Annotated in this window: 14 protein-coding genes and 2 pseudogenes; 11 read left to right on the forward strand and 5 right to left on the reverse strand. The window is 64.2% G+C overall.

The genetic code is table 11. The features are described from left to right. Nucleotides 1–4 precede the first annotated feature (4 nt). Nucleotides 5–880 carry an ABC transporter substrate-binding protein gene (locus FXB38_RS00545; protein WP_148748830.1) on the reverse strand — a complete coding sequence of 292 codons (876 nt, stop codon included), beginning with the start codon at nt 878–880 and terminating at the stop codon, nt 5–7. A 97-nt stretch (nt 881–977) separates the two neighbouring features. Between FXB38_RS00545 and FXB38_RS00550 the strand changes: the two genes are divergently transcribed. From FXB38_RS00550 to FXB38_RS00560, 4 genes and pseudogenes are all read left to right on the forward strand, one after another. Then, nucleotides 978–1,904 (forward strand): LysR family transcriptional regulator, encoded by a 927-nt coding sequence (locus FXB38_RS00550; RefSeq protein ID WP_187434580.1) that lies wholly within the window; start codon nt 978–980, stop codon nt 1,902–1,904. Between the two features lie 405 nt (nt 1,905–2,309). Further along, nucleotides 2,310–2,654, forward strand: a pseudogene (locus FXB38_RS45000) (adenylate/guanylate cyclase domain-containing protein); the annotation flags it as partial. 129 nt (nt 2,655–2,783) lie between these two features. Further along, nucleotides 2,784–3,989: a tetratricopeptide repeat protein gene (locus FXB38_RS00555; protein ID WP_246229571.1), complete on the forward strand. Its 1,206-nt coding sequence runs from the start codon at nt 2,784–2,786 to the stop codon at nt 3,987–3,989. A gap of 77 nt (nt 3,990–4,066) precedes the next feature. After that, nucleotides 4,067–5,038: a phosphatase PAP2 family protein gene (locus FXB38_RS00560; protein ID WP_148748833.1), complete on the forward strand. Its 972-nt coding sequence runs from the start codon at nt 4,067–4,069 to the stop codon at nt 5,036–5,038. A gap of 6 nt (nt 5,039–5,044) precedes the next feature. Here FXB38_RS00560 and FXB38_RS00565 read toward each other — a convergent pair whose 3' ends face one another. Both FXB38_RS00565 and FXB38_RS00570 read right to left on the reverse strand, forming a co-directional pair. Continuing rightward, on the reverse strand, nt 5,045–7,441 hold the full coding sequence (locus tag FXB38_RS00565; RefSeq protein ID WP_148748834.1) for a hypothetical protein: 2,397 nt from the start codon (nt 7,439–7,441) through the stop codon (nt 5,045–5,047). Nucleotides 7,442–7,665: 224 nt separating this feature from the next. After that, complete coding sequence (locus FXB38_RS00570) at nt 7,666–8,331, reverse strand: GntR family transcriptional regulator (RefSeq protein ID WP_148748835.1); 666 nt, start codon at nt 8,329–8,331, stop codon at nt 7,666–7,668. Nucleotides 8,332–8,447: 116 nt separating this feature from the next. Here FXB38_RS00570 and FXB38_RS00575 point away from each other — a divergent pair, with 116 nt between their 5' ends. From FXB38_RS00575 to FXB38_RS00605, 7 genes are all read left to right on the forward strand, one after another. Then, nucleotides 8,448–9,242 carry an enoyl-CoA hydratase/isomerase family protein gene (locus FXB38_RS00575; protein WP_148748836.1) on the forward strand — a complete coding sequence of 265 codons (795 nt, stop codon included), beginning with the start codon at nt 8,448–8,450 and terminating at the stop codon, nt 9,240–9,242. Nucleotides 9,243–9,254: 12 nt separating this feature from the next. Then, nucleotides 9,255–10,514, forward strand: a complete 1,260-nt coding sequence (locus FXB38_RS00580; RefSeq protein ID WP_148748837.1) for a CaiB/BaiF CoA transferase family protein — start codon at nt 9,255–9,257, stop codon at nt 10,512–10,514. Nucleotides 10,515–10,569: 55 nt separating this feature from the next. After that, a complete protein-coding gene (locus FXB38_RS00585) occupies nt 10,570–11,562 on the forward strand; it encodes a Bug family tripartite tricarboxylate transporter substrate binding protein (RefSeq protein WP_148748838.1) in 993 nt (330 codons plus the stop codon). Between the two features lie 58 nt (nt 11,563–11,620). After that, on the forward strand, nt 11,621–12,103 hold the full coding sequence (locus FXB38_RS00590; RefSeq protein WP_148748839.1) for a tripartite tricarboxylate transporter TctB family protein: 483 nt from the start codon (nt 11,621–11,623) through the stop codon (nt 12,101–12,103). A gap of 11 nt (nt 12,104–12,114) precedes the next feature. After that, nucleotides 12,115–13,653, forward strand: a complete 1,539-nt coding sequence (locus tag FXB38_RS00595) for a tripartite tricarboxylate transporter permease (RefSeq protein WP_148748840.1) — start codon at nt 12,115–12,117, stop codon at nt 13,651–13,653. Beyond that, entirely contained in the window at nt 13,650–14,654 is a 1,005-nt protein-coding gene (locus FXB38_RS00600; protein ID WP_148748841.1) for a 4-hydroxythreonine-4-phosphate dehydrogenase PdxA, read from the forward strand. The genes FXB38_RS00595 and FXB38_RS00600 overlap by 4 nt, the downstream gene beginning before the upstream one ends. A 93-nt stretch (nt 14,655–14,747) precedes the next feature. Further along, on the forward strand, nt 14,748–15,761 hold the full coding sequence (locus tag FXB38_RS00605; RefSeq protein ID WP_148748842.1) for a L,D-transpeptidase family protein: 1,014 nt from the start codon (nt 14,748–14,750) through the stop codon (nt 15,759–15,761). A 36-nt stretch (nt 15,762–15,797) separates the two neighbouring features. On the opposite strand, the pseudogene FXB38_RS43565 reads toward FXB38_RS00605, so the two are convergent. After that, nucleotides 15,798–15,905: pseudogene (locus FXB38_RS43565) on the reverse strand (NmrA family transcriptional regulator); the annotation flags it as partial. A gap of 99 nt (nt 15,906–16,004) precedes the next feature. Next, nucleotides 16,005–17,846, reverse strand: coding sequence for an ATP-dependent zinc metalloprotease FtsH (gene ftsH, locus FXB38_RS00615; RefSeq protein ID WP_148748843.1), 1,842 nt, complete (start codon nt 17,844–17,846; stop codon nt 16,005–16,007). Between the last annotated feature and the right edge of the window lie 298 nt (nt 17,847–18,144).

Raw genomic sequence — 18,144 nt, forward strand, 5'->3', positions numbered from 1 at the left:
ACCCTCAAATCCTTCCGAACGCGACCGTCGCCTTGTCGTAGGCGCCGTCGCCCATCGTGCCGGCTTCGAAGATGCCGTGCTTCTCGATCCAGTCGAACGACTGCTCGTAGATCTCGCGCGAATAGGGTTCGAACACGATCCGCTCGCCGGGCCCCCAGCGCCTGGTATCCATCGCGGCATGGAATCGGTCCGGGAATTCGTTCTTGTAGTAGCGGGTGAATAGCTCCGGACGCAGGTCGATGTCGCGCTGGGCCTTCTTCAGCGCCCGGAAGTAGCGCTTGATGTCCTCGGGCGCCGGATCGCCATTGATCATGGACGCGATCATGAACGTGGTGTCGATGATCTTGCGATAGCCGAGCTGCTCGGCGAAATAATAGGGGCCGTTGAACAGCGAGGCCGCCTCGCTCTTGCCCTCGAACAGCAGCTCCATCCGGCGGAACAGCATGCCGTCCTCGAAGGTGAGGTTGATCTGGCCGGGCGCCAGATACGGCTCGAGTGCCTGGATCGTCGAATAGTGGCTGCCTGACTGGAATCCGACCGAGATCGGCACGCCGGCGAGATCGGCAGGTGTGCGGATCTTCGAATCCGCCGGGACGAAAATGCCCGAAGGCGCGACCGAATAGACGTCGGCGTAGAGCTTGGCGTGGCCGTTCGAGGCGGCGACATTGACGGTCCAGTGGCAGGCGCAGCTGACGTCGGCCTTGCGGCCCTGCTCGATGCTCTGGAAGGCGCCTTCATTGACCTTGTTGTGGTGCTGGCCCTCGGTCGAGCGGATCAGCTCGCGGAATTCGTAGTCGAGCCCTTCGTCGCGGAAGTAGCCCTTCTCCTCGGCCACCCATTCCTGCAGGCGGAAATGCGACTCGATCACGAATTTGGTCATGGCGTCCTCCGTGTCCGCGTGGCCGTTTTGGCCGTTCGATTGACTGCAGGATAACAAAAGGGGAAGCTCGAGCCATGGCTGCGAGGGAATGTTTCATATGTCGAAAATGGAATCTTCCGGGATCGACTTTCGCGATCTGCGCGTGCTCGACGCGCTGATCCGCGAGGGCAGCATCACGCGCGCGGCCGTGAGCCTCGAGACCACGCAGCCGGCGATCAGCAAGCTCCTGGCGCGCTTGCGGCTGCGCTTCGACGATCCCCTGTTCGTGCGGCGTGGCAGCGGCGTGCAACCGACGGCGCGCGCGCTCGAGATGGCGGCCCAGATCCGCGCCTTGCTCGAAATGGCCGACCGGTTGTGGCAGGAGCGGCTGCCGTTCGATCCCCGCAAATCCGAGAAGACCTTCAGCCTGCTGTTGACCGATGTCGGCATGGTGCGGTTCCTGCCGCCTCTGGTCGCGCGCCTTTCCGAACTCGCACCGCGCGTTCAGGTGCGCGCAATCCCGCTGGACTCCCGGCACTTCGCCCTCAAGCTCGAGTCGGGTGAGGCTGATCTTGCGCTCGGCGCCTTGCCGCGTGCGGCGGGGCATCTTCGCTCCCAGCGGCTCTACTCGGACGGCTACGCAAGCGTCGTGAGACGAGGCCATCCAAGGCCGGCGGCGGCGCGCACGCGTCGGGGATTTCTCGAGGAGAAGCACATCCTGATCACGGCGTCCGAGACCGGCCATGCGGCCCACCTCGAGACGCAGCGCGTGCTGACGCGCGCGATCGCGCGCACGAACATCCTGTTGCAGGTGCCGAGCTTCATCGCGGGCGCGATCGTGGCCTCGCAGACCGATGGTGTCGCGACCTTGCCCGCCAATCTGGCCACGATCGTCGCCGAGCCGCTCGGCATGACCGTGTTCAAGACGCCGGTGGCGCTACCGCGGATCGAGATCGCGCAATATTGGCACGAGCGTTACCACCGCGATCCCGCTCACCGCTGGCTGCGGTCGATCACGCTCGATCTGTTCGGCAATCGCGCCTAGCGCGATCAAGGGCTCCACCGGCGGTGCCCTCTGAGGTCGCGGGGTACCAGTCTGCGACGGCTCTCGATATTTCGATGGGCACACCTTCGCGTTCTGGAGAGCGCTCAGTGCCTCCATTCGCTTTTTTGAACGAGGATTTATAGAAACGCACGCTTTGATTGTGCAAGTCAATTGGCGTGACCGCAATTTCTGCCCAGTCGGTGTGCAGGCCTTACATTTGCCCGGCAGCCCCTGTCTGCTACAATCTTTCGGCGCCACAATGACTGTGGCCGCCCAGCAGTTGTTGTGCCTGTCATGATGATCAGTGTCGACAACAGGTCCCCGGACGACGGCTCGGATCAGAGCCGGCCGAAAAGGCGTACTGCCGCCGCTGTCTTCATCGATGTCGTCGGATATTCCCGCTTGATGGGAGGCGACGAGGAAGGCACGCATCGGCGATGGATGTCGATGCGCACGGACGTGATCGAGCCACGCGTCGCTTCGAGCGGCGGCGAGGTCATCAAAAGCACCGGCGATGGGCTGCTCCTGGAATTCAAGAGCCCGCTTGACGCGATCAGCTTCGCGCTCGGCACCCAGCTCCATTTGGAGAAATCGTCATCGGATGGGGGCAACCCGCTGCAGATACGGATGTCCGCCAATGTCGGCGACATCATCGCCGAGCACGACGATATCTACGGGGACGGCATCAATATTGCGGCCCGACTTCAGGAATTCGCTGGCCCCGGCGGGATCGTGATTTCGGGGGCCATCCACGATCAGGTGAAGGATCATCTGCGCTATCAGGCCGCAGAGCTGGGCTTCCTGACGCTCAAGAATATCGAGCGGCGCATCCGGGCATTCAAGATCGCGCATCACGAGCTGCGGCCTCCGACGATCTCGGTGGCTCATGCGCTCAAGCCGTCCGTGGCGGTCCTGCCGTTGCAGATGCTCGGTCTCGAAGCGGCGGACGCCTATCTGGCGCAGGGTGTCGTCCACGATATCGTGGCATCACTGGCGGGAATCCGCGATCTGTTCGTCGTATCCAGCACGTCGACGCTGGGTTTCACCGACCCGACCATCGACGCTGCCAGCGTCTGCCATCACCTGGGCGTGCGATATCTCGTCACGGGGACGCTCACCCGCAGCGGCGAGTTGTTGCGGATGCGGGTTCAGCTGATCGATGTCGATACGAAGTCCATGCTGTGGACCAACCAATATGATTCATCGATCAGCCAGTTATTCGACGTGCAGGAGAAAATCGCGACAAACATCGCATATGCGCTCCTGCCGCACATCCACATATCCGAACTGAAGCATGCCGAGCGCAAGATTCCGCAGAGCATGAACGCCTACGACCTGGTCTTGCAGGGCATGTACCGCCTCTATCGTCTTGGTCATGACGACATGCAGGTGGCACGAACCCTGTTCGAGCGAGCGCTCGACCATGATCCCCACTATGCGGCGGCCTACGCGCTGATGGCAAAGTGGTACATCCTGCACATCGGCGAAGGGCATACGACCGACTTCAAGGCCGACTCCCACGAAGCTCTCAGGCTTGCATCGCGTGCGCTCGAATTCGAGCCGTCGGATCCCATGGCGCTGGCCATCTTCGGCCATATCAATTCCTTTCTCTTCGCCGCGTATGACCGCGCCATCGATGCCTTTGACCGTGCGATCGGAGGAACGCCGAATTCCGCAATCGCCTGGTCGTTGAGTGCGTCGACCTACTGCTATATCGGTGACGGGCCGCGTGCGGTGGCGCGCGCATCGTACGGGATATCGTTGTCGCCGCTCGATCCGTATGCCTACTTCTATCAATCGGCGCTCACTAACGCGCACTACACCAACGAGACCTTCGACGAGGCCGTGCATTGGGGCACGAAGGTCATGGCGGGGGCTCCTCAGTTTGTCGCCAATTTGCGACTTCTTGCGGCAAGCCTTGTCGCCGCCGGTTCGCTCGAGCGGGCGCGCGAGGTGGGCGCCGCGCATATGCGGATTGATCCCTCATTCTCGGTCGAAAAATATTGCAGCTGGTACCCGATCAAGCAGCCGGCGCGTCTCGCTCTGCTTGCCGAACGATTGATTGAAGCTGGGCTGCCTCGCTAACAGCGAGACGAATTGCGCCGCGACGTCTGCTAGCCGTCAACAAACAAGTTCCCGCTGAACAAGCTCCGGAGGATGACATGGGAATGGGCATGGGAATGGGTATGGGCATGGGAATGGGAATGGGAATGGGAATGGGTATGGGTATGGGGATGGGAATGGGTATGGGAATGGGTATGGGCTTCGGAGCCACCCCGGCCGAGCTCAGCTTCCGGCCCTTGACCCTGCAATTCGACCTCGGCCCGAACTGCGCGCCAAGCTTCCCGCAGCAGACACTGCCATCGGGGGACTGGCAGGGCAGGATCGGACCCTGGGATCCCGACGTGCTCTGCTTGCTCTTCCTCACCGAGTTCATGGAGAACTGCGGCCCCGGCTGGAAACAGGTCAATCTCGCCGGGCATTCCCCCGATTTGCTGGGCTGGCAGCAGGGCAGTGCAAACCCGACCGCATTCATCAATGCCGAGCTTCATCACCTCCAGCAGCTCATGCAGATCGACCGCGAGCGGTATATGGGCGAGATCGTCTTTCAGCACGACAATGCGCCCGGCTACTGGGTGAGCATGCTGGCGGTCAACAACCGCGCTCACTATTACACGCTGGTGCTCATGAACCTTGCCGTTCGCATCGGTCAGGTCGTCGCGGTCTACTATAAGAAGAAGTACAAGCGGCCGCGGCCCTCGTTCATATGTCCCGGTCTCCTGCCGGCGTTTGGCCCGCCAGCCCATGCCTCGTTCCCGAGCGGCCATTCGCTCCAGAGCTGGCTGATGTCGTACCTGCTTGCCGAGGTGCTGCCGCATTGGACGGATCAGCTCGAATGGCTCGCCAGCCGGGTCGCATTCAACCGCGAGCGCGCGGGCGTGCACTATCCGAGCGACAGCGCCGCCGGCAAAGTCATTGCCCGTGCTTGCGTGGACCTGATTAAGGATCGGACCCGATGTCCAGAGACCGGTCATCTATTCGATGCTGTGGTGGCGGAGTGGGCCGCATCGGTCACGCCAAATACGGTCGCGCAACTTACGAATGAGCCGTTCCCGAACTTCCCCCCGCCGTAGCCACGCCTACGGAAGCTGCCATTCGCGATAACCGAGGTTGTTGTCGCTGCGGACGAGATCTTCCACCGGCGTCGGGCCGGTGGCGCAGCGCAGCGGGGAGTCGTCGTCGATGTTGCTGCGGTCGCCGGCAACGGTGGTGCGGACCAGCAGCGCATTCCTGCCGACTTGTGGAGTCCACTCGAACGGGCCGAACGTGTAGGATTGCCCGCTTGGGACGTTGTGTGGCGCGTTGTTCCACTGCAGCTTCTGCCAATAGTTCGCTGCAGGCTCCCAGGTATCGGCGGCAGGGCCGGTGGCCGCAAAAACATCCACCGATGCCGCTATTGCCGCATCGTCGCCTCGATTGCGCAGACTGACGTAGACGTAGTTGGGCTGTCCCGGCGTCGGCTGTGTGCCCGCGGTGTCGGCATCGGGATTGGGGCGGACCCACACCGCCCCCGGCAGAGCGTGCCAGCCGCTGTTGCTGTAGCCGTAGCCCCCGGCGCGGCCGTCGTCGATATAGATATCGACCGCCGGCGGGCGTCCCGGTTCGTTGCGTGGGCTGTTCGATGCGATCTGGTACAGGCCCTGCTGTTCGAACGCCCAGCGCACGACCTTGTGCACCATTCCACCGAGCCGGGGCGTCCCGTCGTCGTCGACTTCTGAGGTGCCGACGTCGGCCTCCATGAGCGCCGTGGCGAATTGGCTTGCTTCGCTGGTCGGTTCTGTCTGGACACAGCCGAGCGAGCCGATCGCGCTCACGATGAGGTACGCGCAATAATAGGCCGCTGCCCGGCGGCGTTCGACGTCCGGCTCGACAACACCCGCCGCGTTGGTGCGGCGAGCATCCCCGCCCAGCGCGCAATAGAGACGGAACAGGGTGCTCGAGAGTATCTGCTCCGCATTGTATCCGGCCGGATCGCGCAATCCGTAGGTGGGATTGGGGCGCTCATAGAGCGTTCCGTTCCATCCCCAGCCGTCCTCGACCTTGCGATCATGACGCCGCAGCGGCAGTTGAATGAAGGGGAAGGTCACGCCGCGACATGCATCGTCGTCGAGCTTGACCAGCCTGGAGGAAGGATCGTCCATGATCGCCGCAAGCGCATCGCCGGCGCTATGGGCGAAATCGAATTCCGTCGATCCGGTCGCGGCAAGGATCATCACGTGGCAGAATTCGTGCCAGACGAAGCGCACATCGGCGACGAGTCCGAGCGGATTTCTCCAGGTGTCGGCGAAATCGGCGAGCCCGAACAGCATCCGGGCGTCCCAGGGCGGCCCGACCGGATCGGCGCGGAACGGTGTCACATAGGCATTGATGCCGCGGCCGTCGCGCGCGCCGGAGCCCGCCAGCATTTTGGCCCTGTGCTCGACGACCAAAGGCCGCCTGATCTTGGCGAAATAGTCGGCGTTCGTGAACCCGAACTGCTCGACCAGCAGCATCATGGAATCGCAATGACAATAGGCGCTGACCGCAGCGAACGCGTTGGTCCGCGCCGAGAACGCGAAAGGCGGTCGCTGCACAGGTGGATCGTAGTCGGCACCCAGCGCCGCCGGCGTCAGCACTTGAACGCGCGGACCGGAGAGCTTGCGGCGGCCGCCCGGGGCGTGATCAAGGTCGAGCAGCGCGACCGGATCGCGCTCGGGATCGAGCAAGTCGGCTCCGGTATCGGGACGCAGCTCGAAAGTTCCGGACTTGCTGTCGGGATCGCTGAGAAAGGCGTATCCGGCGCATGCCGACGCGATTGGCGCCTTGCGCAAGAGTTCGTTCTCGAAAGGATCGAGCAGAACCCGATGCGCGATCTCCTCGCCTGCCACGGACAGGAATGCAGTTGCACTGACCGCGATGCCCAGCGCGCCGCCATAGACGGCACTGCGCTTGCGCAGGCGATAGGCGACAAGCAGCGCGTCTCCGATGCCGGTCTTGTCGTCGGAAAGGCCAAGCAAGGGAGCCAGAAGGCTCTCGGTCAGATCGCGAGGTAGGAAGTCTGCCCATGCCGGTTCCAGGACCCGGCCAGGAAATGTTCGCTCGACGAACTCAGGCGCGATCGACAATTGTGCGCTCTCGATCGTCGTCGATCGCGCGCTGGTGATCAGTGGGATCGCGCCGCGGTGATGGACCACCAGCCGTATGCTGCCGCCCAGGACATCGGGGACAAAATCGGAGGCTGCCAGTGGAGCCGTCTGCTGGACCCAGACGATCGAGGTCTCGATGGTCGAATTCCGTTTCAGTTCGCGAGGGGCCACCCATCGAAATCTGAAACCACCGGCTCTCGTCGGTCCGTCGTCGTTGATGGTGTCGTTCAGGTGCTGCCAGTCGTCATCGCTGATAGGCAACAGATGGCGATGCACACCAGCATCCTGCAGATAGGCGAGGGCGGCCTGCTTGGCGGATTGGCCGGACTCGCCGTTCGCAGGTGTCTGCAAATGGCGCAGCTCCCGGACGTTCCGGTGCGCATCGAGTTCGATCAGAAGGTCTGGTCCCTGCGGAAGATTCACAGTTTACCTCGAGGGGTCTCGATCTCCGGCGCGACTGGCCTGATCATGCTCCCGGTGGTTGCGCGAGGCAAGCGTCCTGCTTGTCGTGGAGGGGCGCGCAAGAGCTGCCAGGAAGAGGAATTCCGGGCGCACGGGCGGTCCAGCGACAAGTCTCACGCGATCTTCAGCGTGGGCTCATTCGCCTCCGTCTCCGCAAACCCCGCCTGCAAAACCTCTTCCCGCTTGTGGCGCAGATGGGCGCGCAAGATGTGGGAGAGGCCGGCGCCGTCGCGGCGCTGGAGCGCGTTCAGGATGGCTTCGTGCTCGCTGACCGCAAACGCCCAGCGCTGCGGCGTCATCGGCGTGACGTAGCGGGCGCGGCGGATGCGCGCGGTCACTGACGCATAGAGCCCCGTGAGCACGGGATTGCCGGCCGCATTGACGATCCCCTCGTGGATGGCGCGGTTGCCGCGATAGTACTGGATCAGATCGCCCTCACGATAATGCTGCACCATCGCTACATGCGCAGCCGCGATCTCCGCGATCTCGTGATCACTGATGCGCTCGCAGGCGAGCTCGCCGGCCAGCGCTTCGAGGCCTTGGCAGACCTCGAAGAGGTCGCGCATGTCCTTGTCGGTCAGTTTTGCCGCGCGCGAGCCCCGATGGGGCAGGAGCTGCACGAGGCCCTCTGCAGCGAGCACCTTGAGCGCCTCGCGCAGCGGCGTGCGTGAAATCTCGAGCCGTTCGCACAGCTCGCGCTCGGGGATCCGCGCGCCCGGCGGAATCTCGCCGTCGAGCAGAATGTCGCGGATGCGGCCGACGACCTCCTCATGCAGCATGGGATATCTCTATTTTTGAATGCAAAAACGATCTCATAGACGAAAGTCAGGTAATTATATCTTGTAAATCTGAATTTTTGCATTCAAAAAGACAAAAAACAGCGGGGATCGCGGAAATGGACCAGACCGTAGAGGCGGACGACCTCGTTTTTGAATGCAACGACGGCATCGGCCGGATCACCTTCAACCGCCCGCAGGCGCGCAACGCCTTCACCTTCGCCATGTACGAACGGCTCGCCGCCATTTGCGGGCAGGCCAACGACGATCGGTCCATCAAGGTGCTGGTGCTGCGCGGGGCCGGCGACAAGGCCTTTGCCTCGGGCACCGACATCAACCAGTTCCGCGAATTCAAGACGCCGCAGGACTCCATCGACTACGAGAACCGGATCGACCGGGTGCTCTCCACCCTCGAGCAATGCCGGGTGCCGACGATCGCGGCGATCAACGGCTTCTGCACCGGCGGTGGGGCGGGCATCGCCGCCGCCTGCGACCTGCGCATCGGGACGAGAAGCACGAAGATCGGCTTTCCCATCGCCCGCACGCTCGGCAATTGCCTGTCGATGTCCAATGTCAGCCGTCTCACCGCGCTGATCGGTGCTGCGCGGGTCAAGGATTTGATCTTCACCGCACGCCTGGTCGATGCGGCGGAGGCAGCCCACGTCGGGCTGCTCGGCGAGGTCGTCGACGATCTCCCGGCCCTGGACAAGCGTGCCGACGAGCTCGCGCGCCTTGTTGCCAGCCATGCACCGCTGACGCTCAACGCGACCAAGCAGGCGGTGGCCCGCCTGCAACGGCGGCTGACGCGGGACGAGGGCGAAGACCTCATCCTGATGTGCTACACGAGCCAGGATTTTCGCGAAGGGCTCGATGCTTTCCTCAACAAGCGCGCCCCGCAGTGGCGCGGTCAATAGGACGCACCCTTGATGCAAAGCGATCGATCGCAATCCACTTCACGCCGTGCCGGCCCGCTCGCCGGCCTCAAGGTCATCGATCTCACTCATGTCATGGCAGGGCCGACCTGCACCCTGATGCTCGCCGACATGGGGGCCGACGTCATCAAGATCGAGAAATGGCCGAACGGCGATGACACCCGTCATTCGGTCCCGCCCAGGATCGGAGACGAGGCCGCCTCGTTCCTGATGATGAACCGCAACAAGCGCGGCATCGTGCTGGATCTGAAGACCGACGGCGGCAAGGCGGTGCTGCGGCGGCTGATCGCGGACGCCGACGTGCTGGTCGAGAACTTTGCGCCGGGCGCGATGGAGCGCCTTGGGTTCGGCTATGAAGAGCTGCACGGAAAATTCCCGGCGCTGATCTATTGCTCGCTGTCGGGATTTGGCCGCACCGGTCCCTACAAGCACCGCCGCGGCTTCGACCTGGTCGCGCAGGCCATGAGCGGCATCATGAGCTTCACCGGCGAACGCCCCGATGGCCCGCCGGTGAAATGCGGCCCGCCGCTATCGGACATCACCGCCGGCCTGCTCGCGAGCATGGGGATCCTCGCCGCCTACACGCACCGCCTCAAGACCGGCGAGGGGCAGTGGGTCGAGACCTCGCTTTACGAGGCGGCGCTGGTGCAGACCTATTGGCAATCGACCATCGCGCTCGCCGCCGGCACGGCGCCGCGCGCGATGGGCTCGGCCCATCCGCTCAACGCGCCGTACCAGGCGTTTGAGGCCTCGGACGGCTGGCTCGTGGTCGGCGGTGCCAACAAGAAGCACTGGCTGCTGATGCTGGAAGCGCTCGGCGCGAGCGAGCTCGCCTCCGATCCGCGCTTCGTCAACGGCGCCGACCGCATGGCGAATCTGAAGGAGCTCGAGGCCGTCTTGAGCGAACGCTTCCGCACCCAAACGCGCGCGCATTGGCTCGCGGCACTCGACGAGAAGGGCGTGCCCTGCGGCCCCGTGCACGACATGCTGGAGGCGCTGAGCGATCCGCAGACGCTGGCGCGCGAGATGGTCGTCGAGGTCGAGCATTCCACACTCGGCCCGGTCAAGACGATCGGGCTGCCGGTCAAGTTCTCGGAAACCCCGGGCAAGGTCCTGTCCGGCGCGCCCATCTATGGCGAACATACGCGCGAGGTGCTGGCCGAGCACGGGTTCGACGAGAAGCAGATCGAAGCGCTCGAGCAAGAAGGCGCGATCGTCTCGGCATCCAGGGAGCGCAGGGAACGCGTCGCCTGAACGGACGTCGAGACGACTGGTCAAACAAAACAGAAAAAATCAGTTGGAGGAAATCATGCGTGGGACGTCTCTCTTTTTGTTGTCCGTCAGTGCGGCCGTGCTTGCAGGCAACGCGCCGGCGTGTGCTGCCTGGCAGCCGCAGAAGCCGATCGAGTTCGTGGCGACCGCCGGCCCCGGCGGCGGGACCGACAACATCGCCCGCGCGGTGCAGAACATCATCACCAAGTACAAGCTGACGGACCAGCCGATCGTCGTCGTCAACAAGGCCGGCGGCAGCGGCGCCGAAGGCTATGTCTACGGCAAGGCCTCGGCTGGCGATCCCTACAAGGTGATCTTCGGCACCTCGAACGCCTGGCAGCAGCCGCTCGTCTCTAAGGTCGCATTCAACTATACCGATCTCACCCCGATCGCGGCGATGGCGCAGGACGAGTTCCTGCTCTGGGTCAAGCAGGACTCGCCCTACAAGACTGCGGGCGACTATCTGAAGGCCGCAGCGTCGGGTGACTTCAAGATGGGCGGCGCGCAGTCCAAGGACACCGACGAGGTGTTGACGCGCATGATCGAGAAGGCCGGTCATGTGAAGCTGACCTACATCCCCTTCAAGAGCGGTGCGGAAACGGCGGTGCAGCTCGCCGGAGGGCACCTCGATTCCCACGTCAACAATCCCAGCGAAAGCATCGGGCAATGGCGCGGCGGCACGCAGCGCCCGCTGTGTGTCTTCAGCCCGAAGCGGCTGCCGCAAGGCGCCAAGGTCACGGCAACCGAGGGCTGGAGCGACGTGCCGACCTGCGTCGAGCAGGGCCTCGATATCAAGCAATATGAGCAGCCGCGGACGGTCTGGCTGCCCGGCAAGGTCACGCCGGACCAGGCGGCATACTATGTCGACCTCATGAAGAAGGTGCAGGCGACACCGGAGTGGAAGGACTACATCGAGAAATCCTCACAGATCGACACCTTCCTCACCGGTGCCGAGTTCGACAAGTTCATCAAGGAGGATCTCGAACACCTCAGGCAGGTCGCAAGCGAGCAGGGCTGGCTGGTCAAGTAAGACCGGGCGCGCTTGCGCAAGTGAAATGCCCTTGTCCATTGCTCGACTGGAGCCTTCCATGATCTCACGACGCGCGCTCGAACTTGCGACCGCCATCCTCACCGGCGGTTTTGGTGTTGCGGTGGTGGTCCAGAGTCTGGACAACGGCATCGGCTGGTCGAGTGCGGGTGTGGATTCCGGCACATTCCCGTTCCTGACCGGCGTCATCATTGTCGCCGGCAGCCTGTACAATCTGGCGCGCGGCGTAGTGCCCGGCGCGAGGCTGGCCAGCGTGCCCATCGCGATCACGTCCATCGAGCTGCGGCGGCTGGCGGGCCTGTTCGTGCCGGCCGCGATCTTCGTCGCCGCCATCCCGCTGCTCGGGATGTATCTGGCGTCGGCAATTTACGTCTTCGCGGTGCTCGCGATCCCCCGTCATCAATCCGTGCTGCGTTCGGCGATTGCGGCGGCGGCGACGGCGCTCGCCCTCTACGTCGTGTTCGAGCGCATGTTCCAGGTCAGCCTGCCGCACGGCGCGTTCGCCGCCGCGTTCGGGTTCTGAGGGGGCGGGTGATGGACAATCTCTCGGAGCTCTTCCACGGCTTCACCATCGCGGTCACCGTGCCGCATCTGGCGCTGATGGTCGTCGGCGTGCTGCTCGGCATTCTCGTCGGCGTGCTGCCGGGGCTGGGTGCGCCGAACGGGGTGTCGCTGCTGCTGCCGCTGACCTTCGGCATGCAGCCGGTGTCAGCGATCATCCTGCTCTCCAGCATGTATTGGGGCGCGCTGTTCGGGGGCTCGGTGACCTCGATCCTGTTCAACATCCCCGGCGAGCCGTCCTCGGTCGCGACCACCTTCGACGGCTATCCGATGGCGCGCGACGGCCGGCCGACCACGGCGCTCGCTACCGCCTTCGGCTCGGCAGCGTTCGGCGCGCTGATCGGTGTCATCCTGATCACCTTCCTGGCGTCATGGGTGGCGCAGGTCGCGCTCGCCTTCGGCCCGCCGGAATACTTTGCGGTTTATTTCCTGGCCTTCGCGAGCTTCGTCGGCATGGGCGGCGCGGCGCCGATCAAGACTGTGGTGGCGCTCGCGATCGGCTTTGCGATCGCCGCGATCGGCATCGACACGGTCTCCGGCAGCGTCCGCCTCACCATGGGCATCGACGAGCTGGTCAAGGGCGTGAACTTCGTCGTCGCGGTGATGGGCCTGTTTGGCATCGGCGAGCTGCTGGTCGCGGTCGAGGAGGAGTTTCATGCCCGCGCCGTCTCCTCCAGGATCGACTGGCGCGAGGTGTTCCGCGCGGTCGGCCGCCTGCCACGGCACGGCGTTGCGCTGCTGCGGAGTGCTGCCATCGGCTGCTGGATGGGGATCACGCCGGGCGGCCCGACCGCAGCGTCCTTCATGAGCTACGGCATCGCGCGGCGCTTCTCGCGGCGCGGCCGCTATTTCGGCACCGGCGAGGTCGAAGGCATCATCTCGCCCGAGACCGCCGACCATGCCGCCGGCACCAGCGCGTTGTTGCCGATGCTCTCGCTCGGCATTCCCGGTTCGGCCACCGCGGCCGTCATGATGGGCGGGCTGATGATCTGGGGCCTCAATCCCGGGCCGATGCTGTTCGTCGACCAGAAAGACTTCGTCTGGGGCCTGATCGCCTCGATGTATGTCGGCAACATCGTCGCGGTCGCGCTGGTGCTTCTGACCGTGCCCGTGTTTGCCGCCTTGATGCGGATTCCGTTCGTGATCATCGCGCCGCTGATCGTGATCATCTGCGTCGTCGGCGCCTATTCGGTGTCGAACTCCTATCTCGACGTCGTCATGATGCTCGGCTTCGGCATTGTCGGCTATCTCTTCAAGAAGCTGTTTTATCCGCTGGCGCCGCTGGTGCTCGCGATCGTCATCGGCGACAAGGCCGAGGATGCGTTCCGGCAGTCGATGCTGATGTCCAAGGGATCGCTCGGAATCTTCTTTGCCAACAAGCTGGTGACGTGCCTCGTGGTGGCCGGCATCGCGCTGTTGCTGCTTCCGCTCGTGCTGCAGCTTGCGCGGCCGTTTCGCAAGACGGCGTCTCCGGACGCCGATACGCCAGCCCAGGAAAAGGTGATCATATGACCGCAAAGCCGCTCATTGCTCTCGCGATGGGAGACCCCGCCGGCATCAGCCCGGAGCTGACGGCAAAGCTCGCGGCGCTGGACGAGATCCGGGCCCGCGCCCGCCTCGTCGTCATCGGCGACCGCCGCATCTTCGACGAAGGTGCACGCGTCGCCGGCGTTGCGCCGGAGCTGACATCGGTGGAGCAGGGGCGCGATTTTCGCGCCGCGAAGGGCGATGTGCTGTTCGTCGATCTCGGCCATCTCGATCCCAGGGACGTCGAGCCCAAGACTGCGACCCTGGCCGGTGGAAAATTCGCCCTCGCGAACTACCGCTACGCGCTCGAGCTCGCCCGCGACAATCGCGTCGATGCCGTCTGCTTCACGCCCTTCAACAAGCAGGCGATGCGGTATGCCCGCGCCGACTATGACGACGAGATCGCGTTCTCGGCGGAGGTTGCGGGCCTGAAGACGCCGGCCAGCGAATTCAACGTGCTGGGCGAGCTCTGGAACGCGCGGGTCACCTCGCACATTCCGCTCAGGGATGTCGCTGCGAAGCTCTCCGCCGAACGCATCCAGCGTGCGCTGAAGCTGACAGATGCCTGCATGCGCAACGCCGGCTTTGCGCGCCCGCGGATCGCCGTGGCCGGCCTCAACCCGCACGCCGGCGACGGCGGCAATTTCGGCCGCGAGGAGATCGATGTCATCGCGCCGGTGGTGGAAGCCGGCCAGCGCGAGGGCATTGCCGTGGAGGGGCCGTTTCCGGCCGACACCGTGTTCCTGCGCGCCAAGGCCGGCGCCTTCGATGCTGTGCTGACGATGTATCACGACCAGGGCCAGATCGCGATGAAGCTGATGGGGTTCGATCGCGGCGTCACCTTGCTCGGCGGCTTCCCGTTTCCGATCTGCACCCCCGCGCACGGCACCGCCTACGATATCGCCGGGCAAGGCGTCGCATCGACCGGTGCCAGCCGCGCCGCGGTGCTGCTTGCGGCGGAGATGGCCGGGCGACGGGTCGGCTGATCCGGGCCGGCGCGCTTTTCGGGAAGAACTGGAAACTTCCGCGATCGAGTCGAGTTGCCAATCCGACGAGTATCTCGACGCCGGAGCTGGACTATGATCGAGGCGGCGGCGCGACGCGCGGCGGCGAAGATTGTTTTCGCGGTCACGCTCTTGGTCTTGGCGGCCGCACCGGCGTTCGCCGCCGGGATGGATGCGGCCGCGATCGGTTCCGCCGCGCCCTCGAAGAAGACCCTGTCGAATGAGAAGCCGACCGCGGCGGGCGTGCGTCTGCAGGTGCTGCTGGACAGGGCCCATTTCTCGCCGGGCGAGATCGACGGCAAATTCGGGGAGAACGCCCGGAAGGCACTGCGCGCCTATGCGGAAGCGCGGCAATTGCCTGGTACGGATGAGCTGACGGACGAGGTCTGGAAGGCGCTGCAGGCGGACGACCGGCCGCCGACGGCGACCTACACCATCATCGACAAGGACGTCGCCGGCCCGTTCCTGCGCAAGCTTCCGTCGAAGATGGAGGACATGAAGGACATTCCGAGGCTCGGTTACACCAGTCCGCGCGAAGCGCTGGCCGAGAAGTTTCACATGAGCGAGCAGCTGCTGGCCGCGCTCAACCCTGGGCGCCACTTCGACCGCGCCGGTGAGACCATCACTGTGGTCGACACGAGCGACGGTGGAAGCGCTGCGCCCGTGAAGGCAGGCAGGGTCGAGATCGACAAGAAGCGGCAAACCGTAAAACTGTTCGACAAGTCGAATGCGCTGATCGGCTTTTATCCGGCGACTGTCGGCAGCGAGGAGAAGCCGTCACCTTCGGGCACGCTGAAGGTCACCGAGATCGATCCCAATCCAACCTATCGCTACAATCCCGCCTATCACTTCAAGGGTGTTCATTCCCGAAAGCCCTTCAAGATCAGGCCCGGTCCGAACAATCCGGTCGGCACGATGTGGATCAACCTGTCCGCCGACGGCTATGGCATCCATGGCACGCCGTCGCCGCAAAATATCTCCAAGGCGCAATCGCATGGTTGTGTGCGCCTCACCAATTGGGACGCCGAACGCGTCGCAACCAGCGTCGCGAAAGGCACGCCGGTCGCGTTCGTGGAGGGCGGTGGTTGATGCCTGCGCCCGCCGCGACGGCCGTAGGGCGGATCCTCAGACGCTCGTAAGCCAGGTTGCGAGCGGCGTTCTTCCAAGCCGCGCCTCGCCGAGCGGGATCAGCGAAGTGTCGTCAATGGGAGCGCCGTAATACTGTTCGGGATCCCGGCAGGAAGCGGCCGACCTGACGCGTCGAGCGCAGCGGTGACGGATGCTTCGCTCGGCCGTTCGGCTCGCATCGGTTCGACCAAACCTCATCCGACTTCAGACCGCCCGCAAGCCTTCCTTGGGCACCTCTCGGATCAGCTTGTCGATATCGCTCTGCTCCAGCGTCTCCTTCTCCAGCAGCTGCTTTGCGGCGCGGTCGAGAATGGATCGGCGCATCGTGAGCAGGCCCTGCGTCCGCTGGAACACATTGTCGACGATCACCCTGACCTCCCGGTCGACGGCCGCTGCCGTCTCCTCGGCATATTCGCGCTCGCGCACCGGGTAGGGACGATCCGTGCTCGCCAGGAAATTGCCGGGATCGCGCTCGTAGGCGATGCTTCCGAGCTTCTCCGACATGCCGTAGCGCGTCACCATGCTGCGGGCGATATCGGTAACGCGGCGCAGATCGTCGGCGGCTCCGGTCGACAGATGGCCGAACACAATCAACTCGGCAGCGCGGCCGCCGAGCAGAACCGCCATCTTGTTTTCCAGCTCTTCCTTCGTCATCAGGAAGCGGTCCTCGATCGGCCGCTGAATGGTGTAGCCGAGCGCGCCAACGCCGCGCGGGATGATCGACACCTTATGCACCGGGTCAACCCCGGCCAGCGACAGAGCGACCAGTGCGTGACCCATCTCATGGTAGGCCACGATGTCGCGCTCGCGAGGGTTGAGCAGGCGGTTCCGCTTCTCAAGTCCTGCGACCATCCGCTCGACTGCGTTGTTGAAGTCGCTCATGCCGACTGCTTTGGCCCCGCGGCGCGTCGCCAGCAGCGCCGCCTCGTTGACGAGATTGGCGAGATCGGCTCCGGTGAATCCCGGCGTCAGTGCGGCCACCGCCTCCGCCTCAACGTCGGGGGCGAGCCGCACCTTGGTCATGTGCACCTTCAGAATGTCGACTCGGCCTTTCTTGTCCGGGCGATCGACGAGGACCTGGCGATCGAAGCGACCGGCTCGGAGCAGGGCGGGATCGAGGATTTCGGGCCGATTGGTTGCAGCGAGGATGACGAGGCCCGATCGCGAGTCGAATCCATCAAGCTCGACCAGGAGCTGGTTCAGGGTCTGCTCCTTCTCATCGTGACCGCCCGCGAACGGGCCGATACCGCGAGCGCGTCCGAGCGCGTCGAGCTCGTCAATGAAGATGATGGCAGGCGCCTTCTCGTGTGCCTGCTGGAATAGATCACGAACGCGGGCGGCGCCGACCCCAACGAACATCTCGACGAACTCGGATCCCGAAATCGAGAAGAACGGCACTTTCGCTTCGCCCGCTACCGCCTTCGCCAGCAGGGTCTTGCCTGTCCCCGGTGGTCCGACCAGCAGCACGCCTTTCGGCATGCGTCCGCCCAGCCGGCCATAGTCGGCGGGAGATTTCAGAAAATCGACGACCTCGCGAAGCTCGTCCTTGGCTTCGTCGACGCCTGCAGCGTCGGCAAAGGTGACGCCAGTGTTGGACTCGACGTAGATTTTCGCCTTGCTCTTGCCGATCTGCATCAAGCCGCCGCCAAGGCCGCCGCTTTCGGCGATGCGGCGGCCGACGTACCACCACAGGCCGAAAAACAGCAGCACCGGCATGACCCACGACAGCAGATCGCGGAAGAAGGTGCTTTCGATCTGGCCCGTGAAGCGGACATTGTGCTTCTCGAGCTCCTGGGCGATATCCTGATCGACGCGCGTCGTGATGAATTGCTTCTGCCCGCCCGGCAGCGGCTCCTTGAGCGTGCCTTGCAAGGTGCGATCCGAAATGCCGACGCTCTCGACCTTGTTGTCGCGCAGGAGCTGCTGGTACTCGCTGTAGGAGATAACGGCGATCTGGCCGACCGTCGCAATCAGGTGCTGAAGGACAAAGACCGCAAGGATGGCGGCAATGGCATAGGCGATATTGAAGCGGGTCTTCGTCGTCATGCGAAAGCTCGGTATGACGGGTGAACGGGGCGAAAGCGGACGCCGGCATCGGCCGGACCATCGGGAATAACCTGGGCCCGCAGGCTTGGTTTCAATACTGGGCCGTCGCGTGCCCCGCGCGGCCCGTTGTCCGCCGCAGCAGGCCTTCCCGGCCTCGCAAAGAGCACTGCGCCCGCAAACGGCGCGACGATCGTCGATGCCTTCGCTTTGCCCGACGTGTCAAACGACCGTGGCTAAAAACCTTGTGCCTGCAACCACCGGGGGCCGGCTGGCCCACCGGTCCCAGCGCGCCGGACGG

This window comes from Bradyrhizobium cytisi (assembly GCF_008123515.1).
Lineage (GTDB): Bacteria > Pseudomonadota > Alphaproteobacteria > Rhizobiales > Xanthobacteraceae > Bradyrhizobium > Bradyrhizobium cytisi.

Coding starts and splice junctions, on each gene's coding strand:
- FXB38_RS00545 (WP_148748830.1), bottom strand. CDS start 880: ATGACCAAATTCGTGATCGAGTCGCATTTCCGCCTGCAGGAATGGGTG.
- FXB38_RS00600 (WP_148748841.1), top strand. CDS start 13,650: ATGACCGCAAAGCCGCTCATTGCTCTCGCGATGGGAGACCCCGCCGGC.
- FXB38_RS00590 (WP_148748839.1), top strand. CDS start 11,621: ATGATCTCACGACGCGCGCTCGAACTTGCGACCGCCATCCTCACCGGC.
- FXB38_RS00605 (WP_148748842.1), top strand. CDS start 14,748: ATGATCGAGGCGGCGGCGCGACGCGCGGCGGCGAAGATTGTTTTCGCG.
- FXB38_RS00575 (WP_148748836.1), top strand. CDS start 8,448: ATGGACCAGACCGTAGAGGCGGACGACCTCGTTTTTGAATGCAACGAC.
- FXB38_RS00595 (WP_148748840.1), top strand. CDS start 12,115: ATGGACAATCTCTCGGAGCTCTTCCACGGCTTCACCATCGCGGTCACC.
- FXB38_RS00585 (WP_148748838.1), top strand. CDS start 10,570: ATGCGTGGGACGTCTCTCTTTTTGTTGTCCGTCAGTGCGGCCGTGCTT.
- FXB38_RS00550 (WP_187434580.1), top strand. CDS start 978: ATGTCGAAAATGGAATCTTCCGGGATCGACTTTCGCGATCTGCGCGTG.
- FXB38_RS00580 (WP_148748837.1), top strand. CDS start 9,255: ATGCAAAGCGATCGATCGCAATCCACTTCACGCCGTGCCGGCCCGCTC.
- ftsH (WP_148748843.1), bottom strand. CDS start 17,846: ATGACGACGAAGACCCGCTTCAATATCGCCTATGCCATTGCCGCCATC.
- FXB38_RS00560 (WP_148748833.1), top strand. CDS start 4,067: ATGGGAATGGGCATGGGAATGGGTATGGGCATGGGAATGGGAATGGGA.
- FXB38_RS00570 (WP_148748835.1), bottom strand. CDS start 8,331: ATGCTGCATGAGGAGGTCGTCGGCCGCATCCGCGACATTCTGCTCGAC.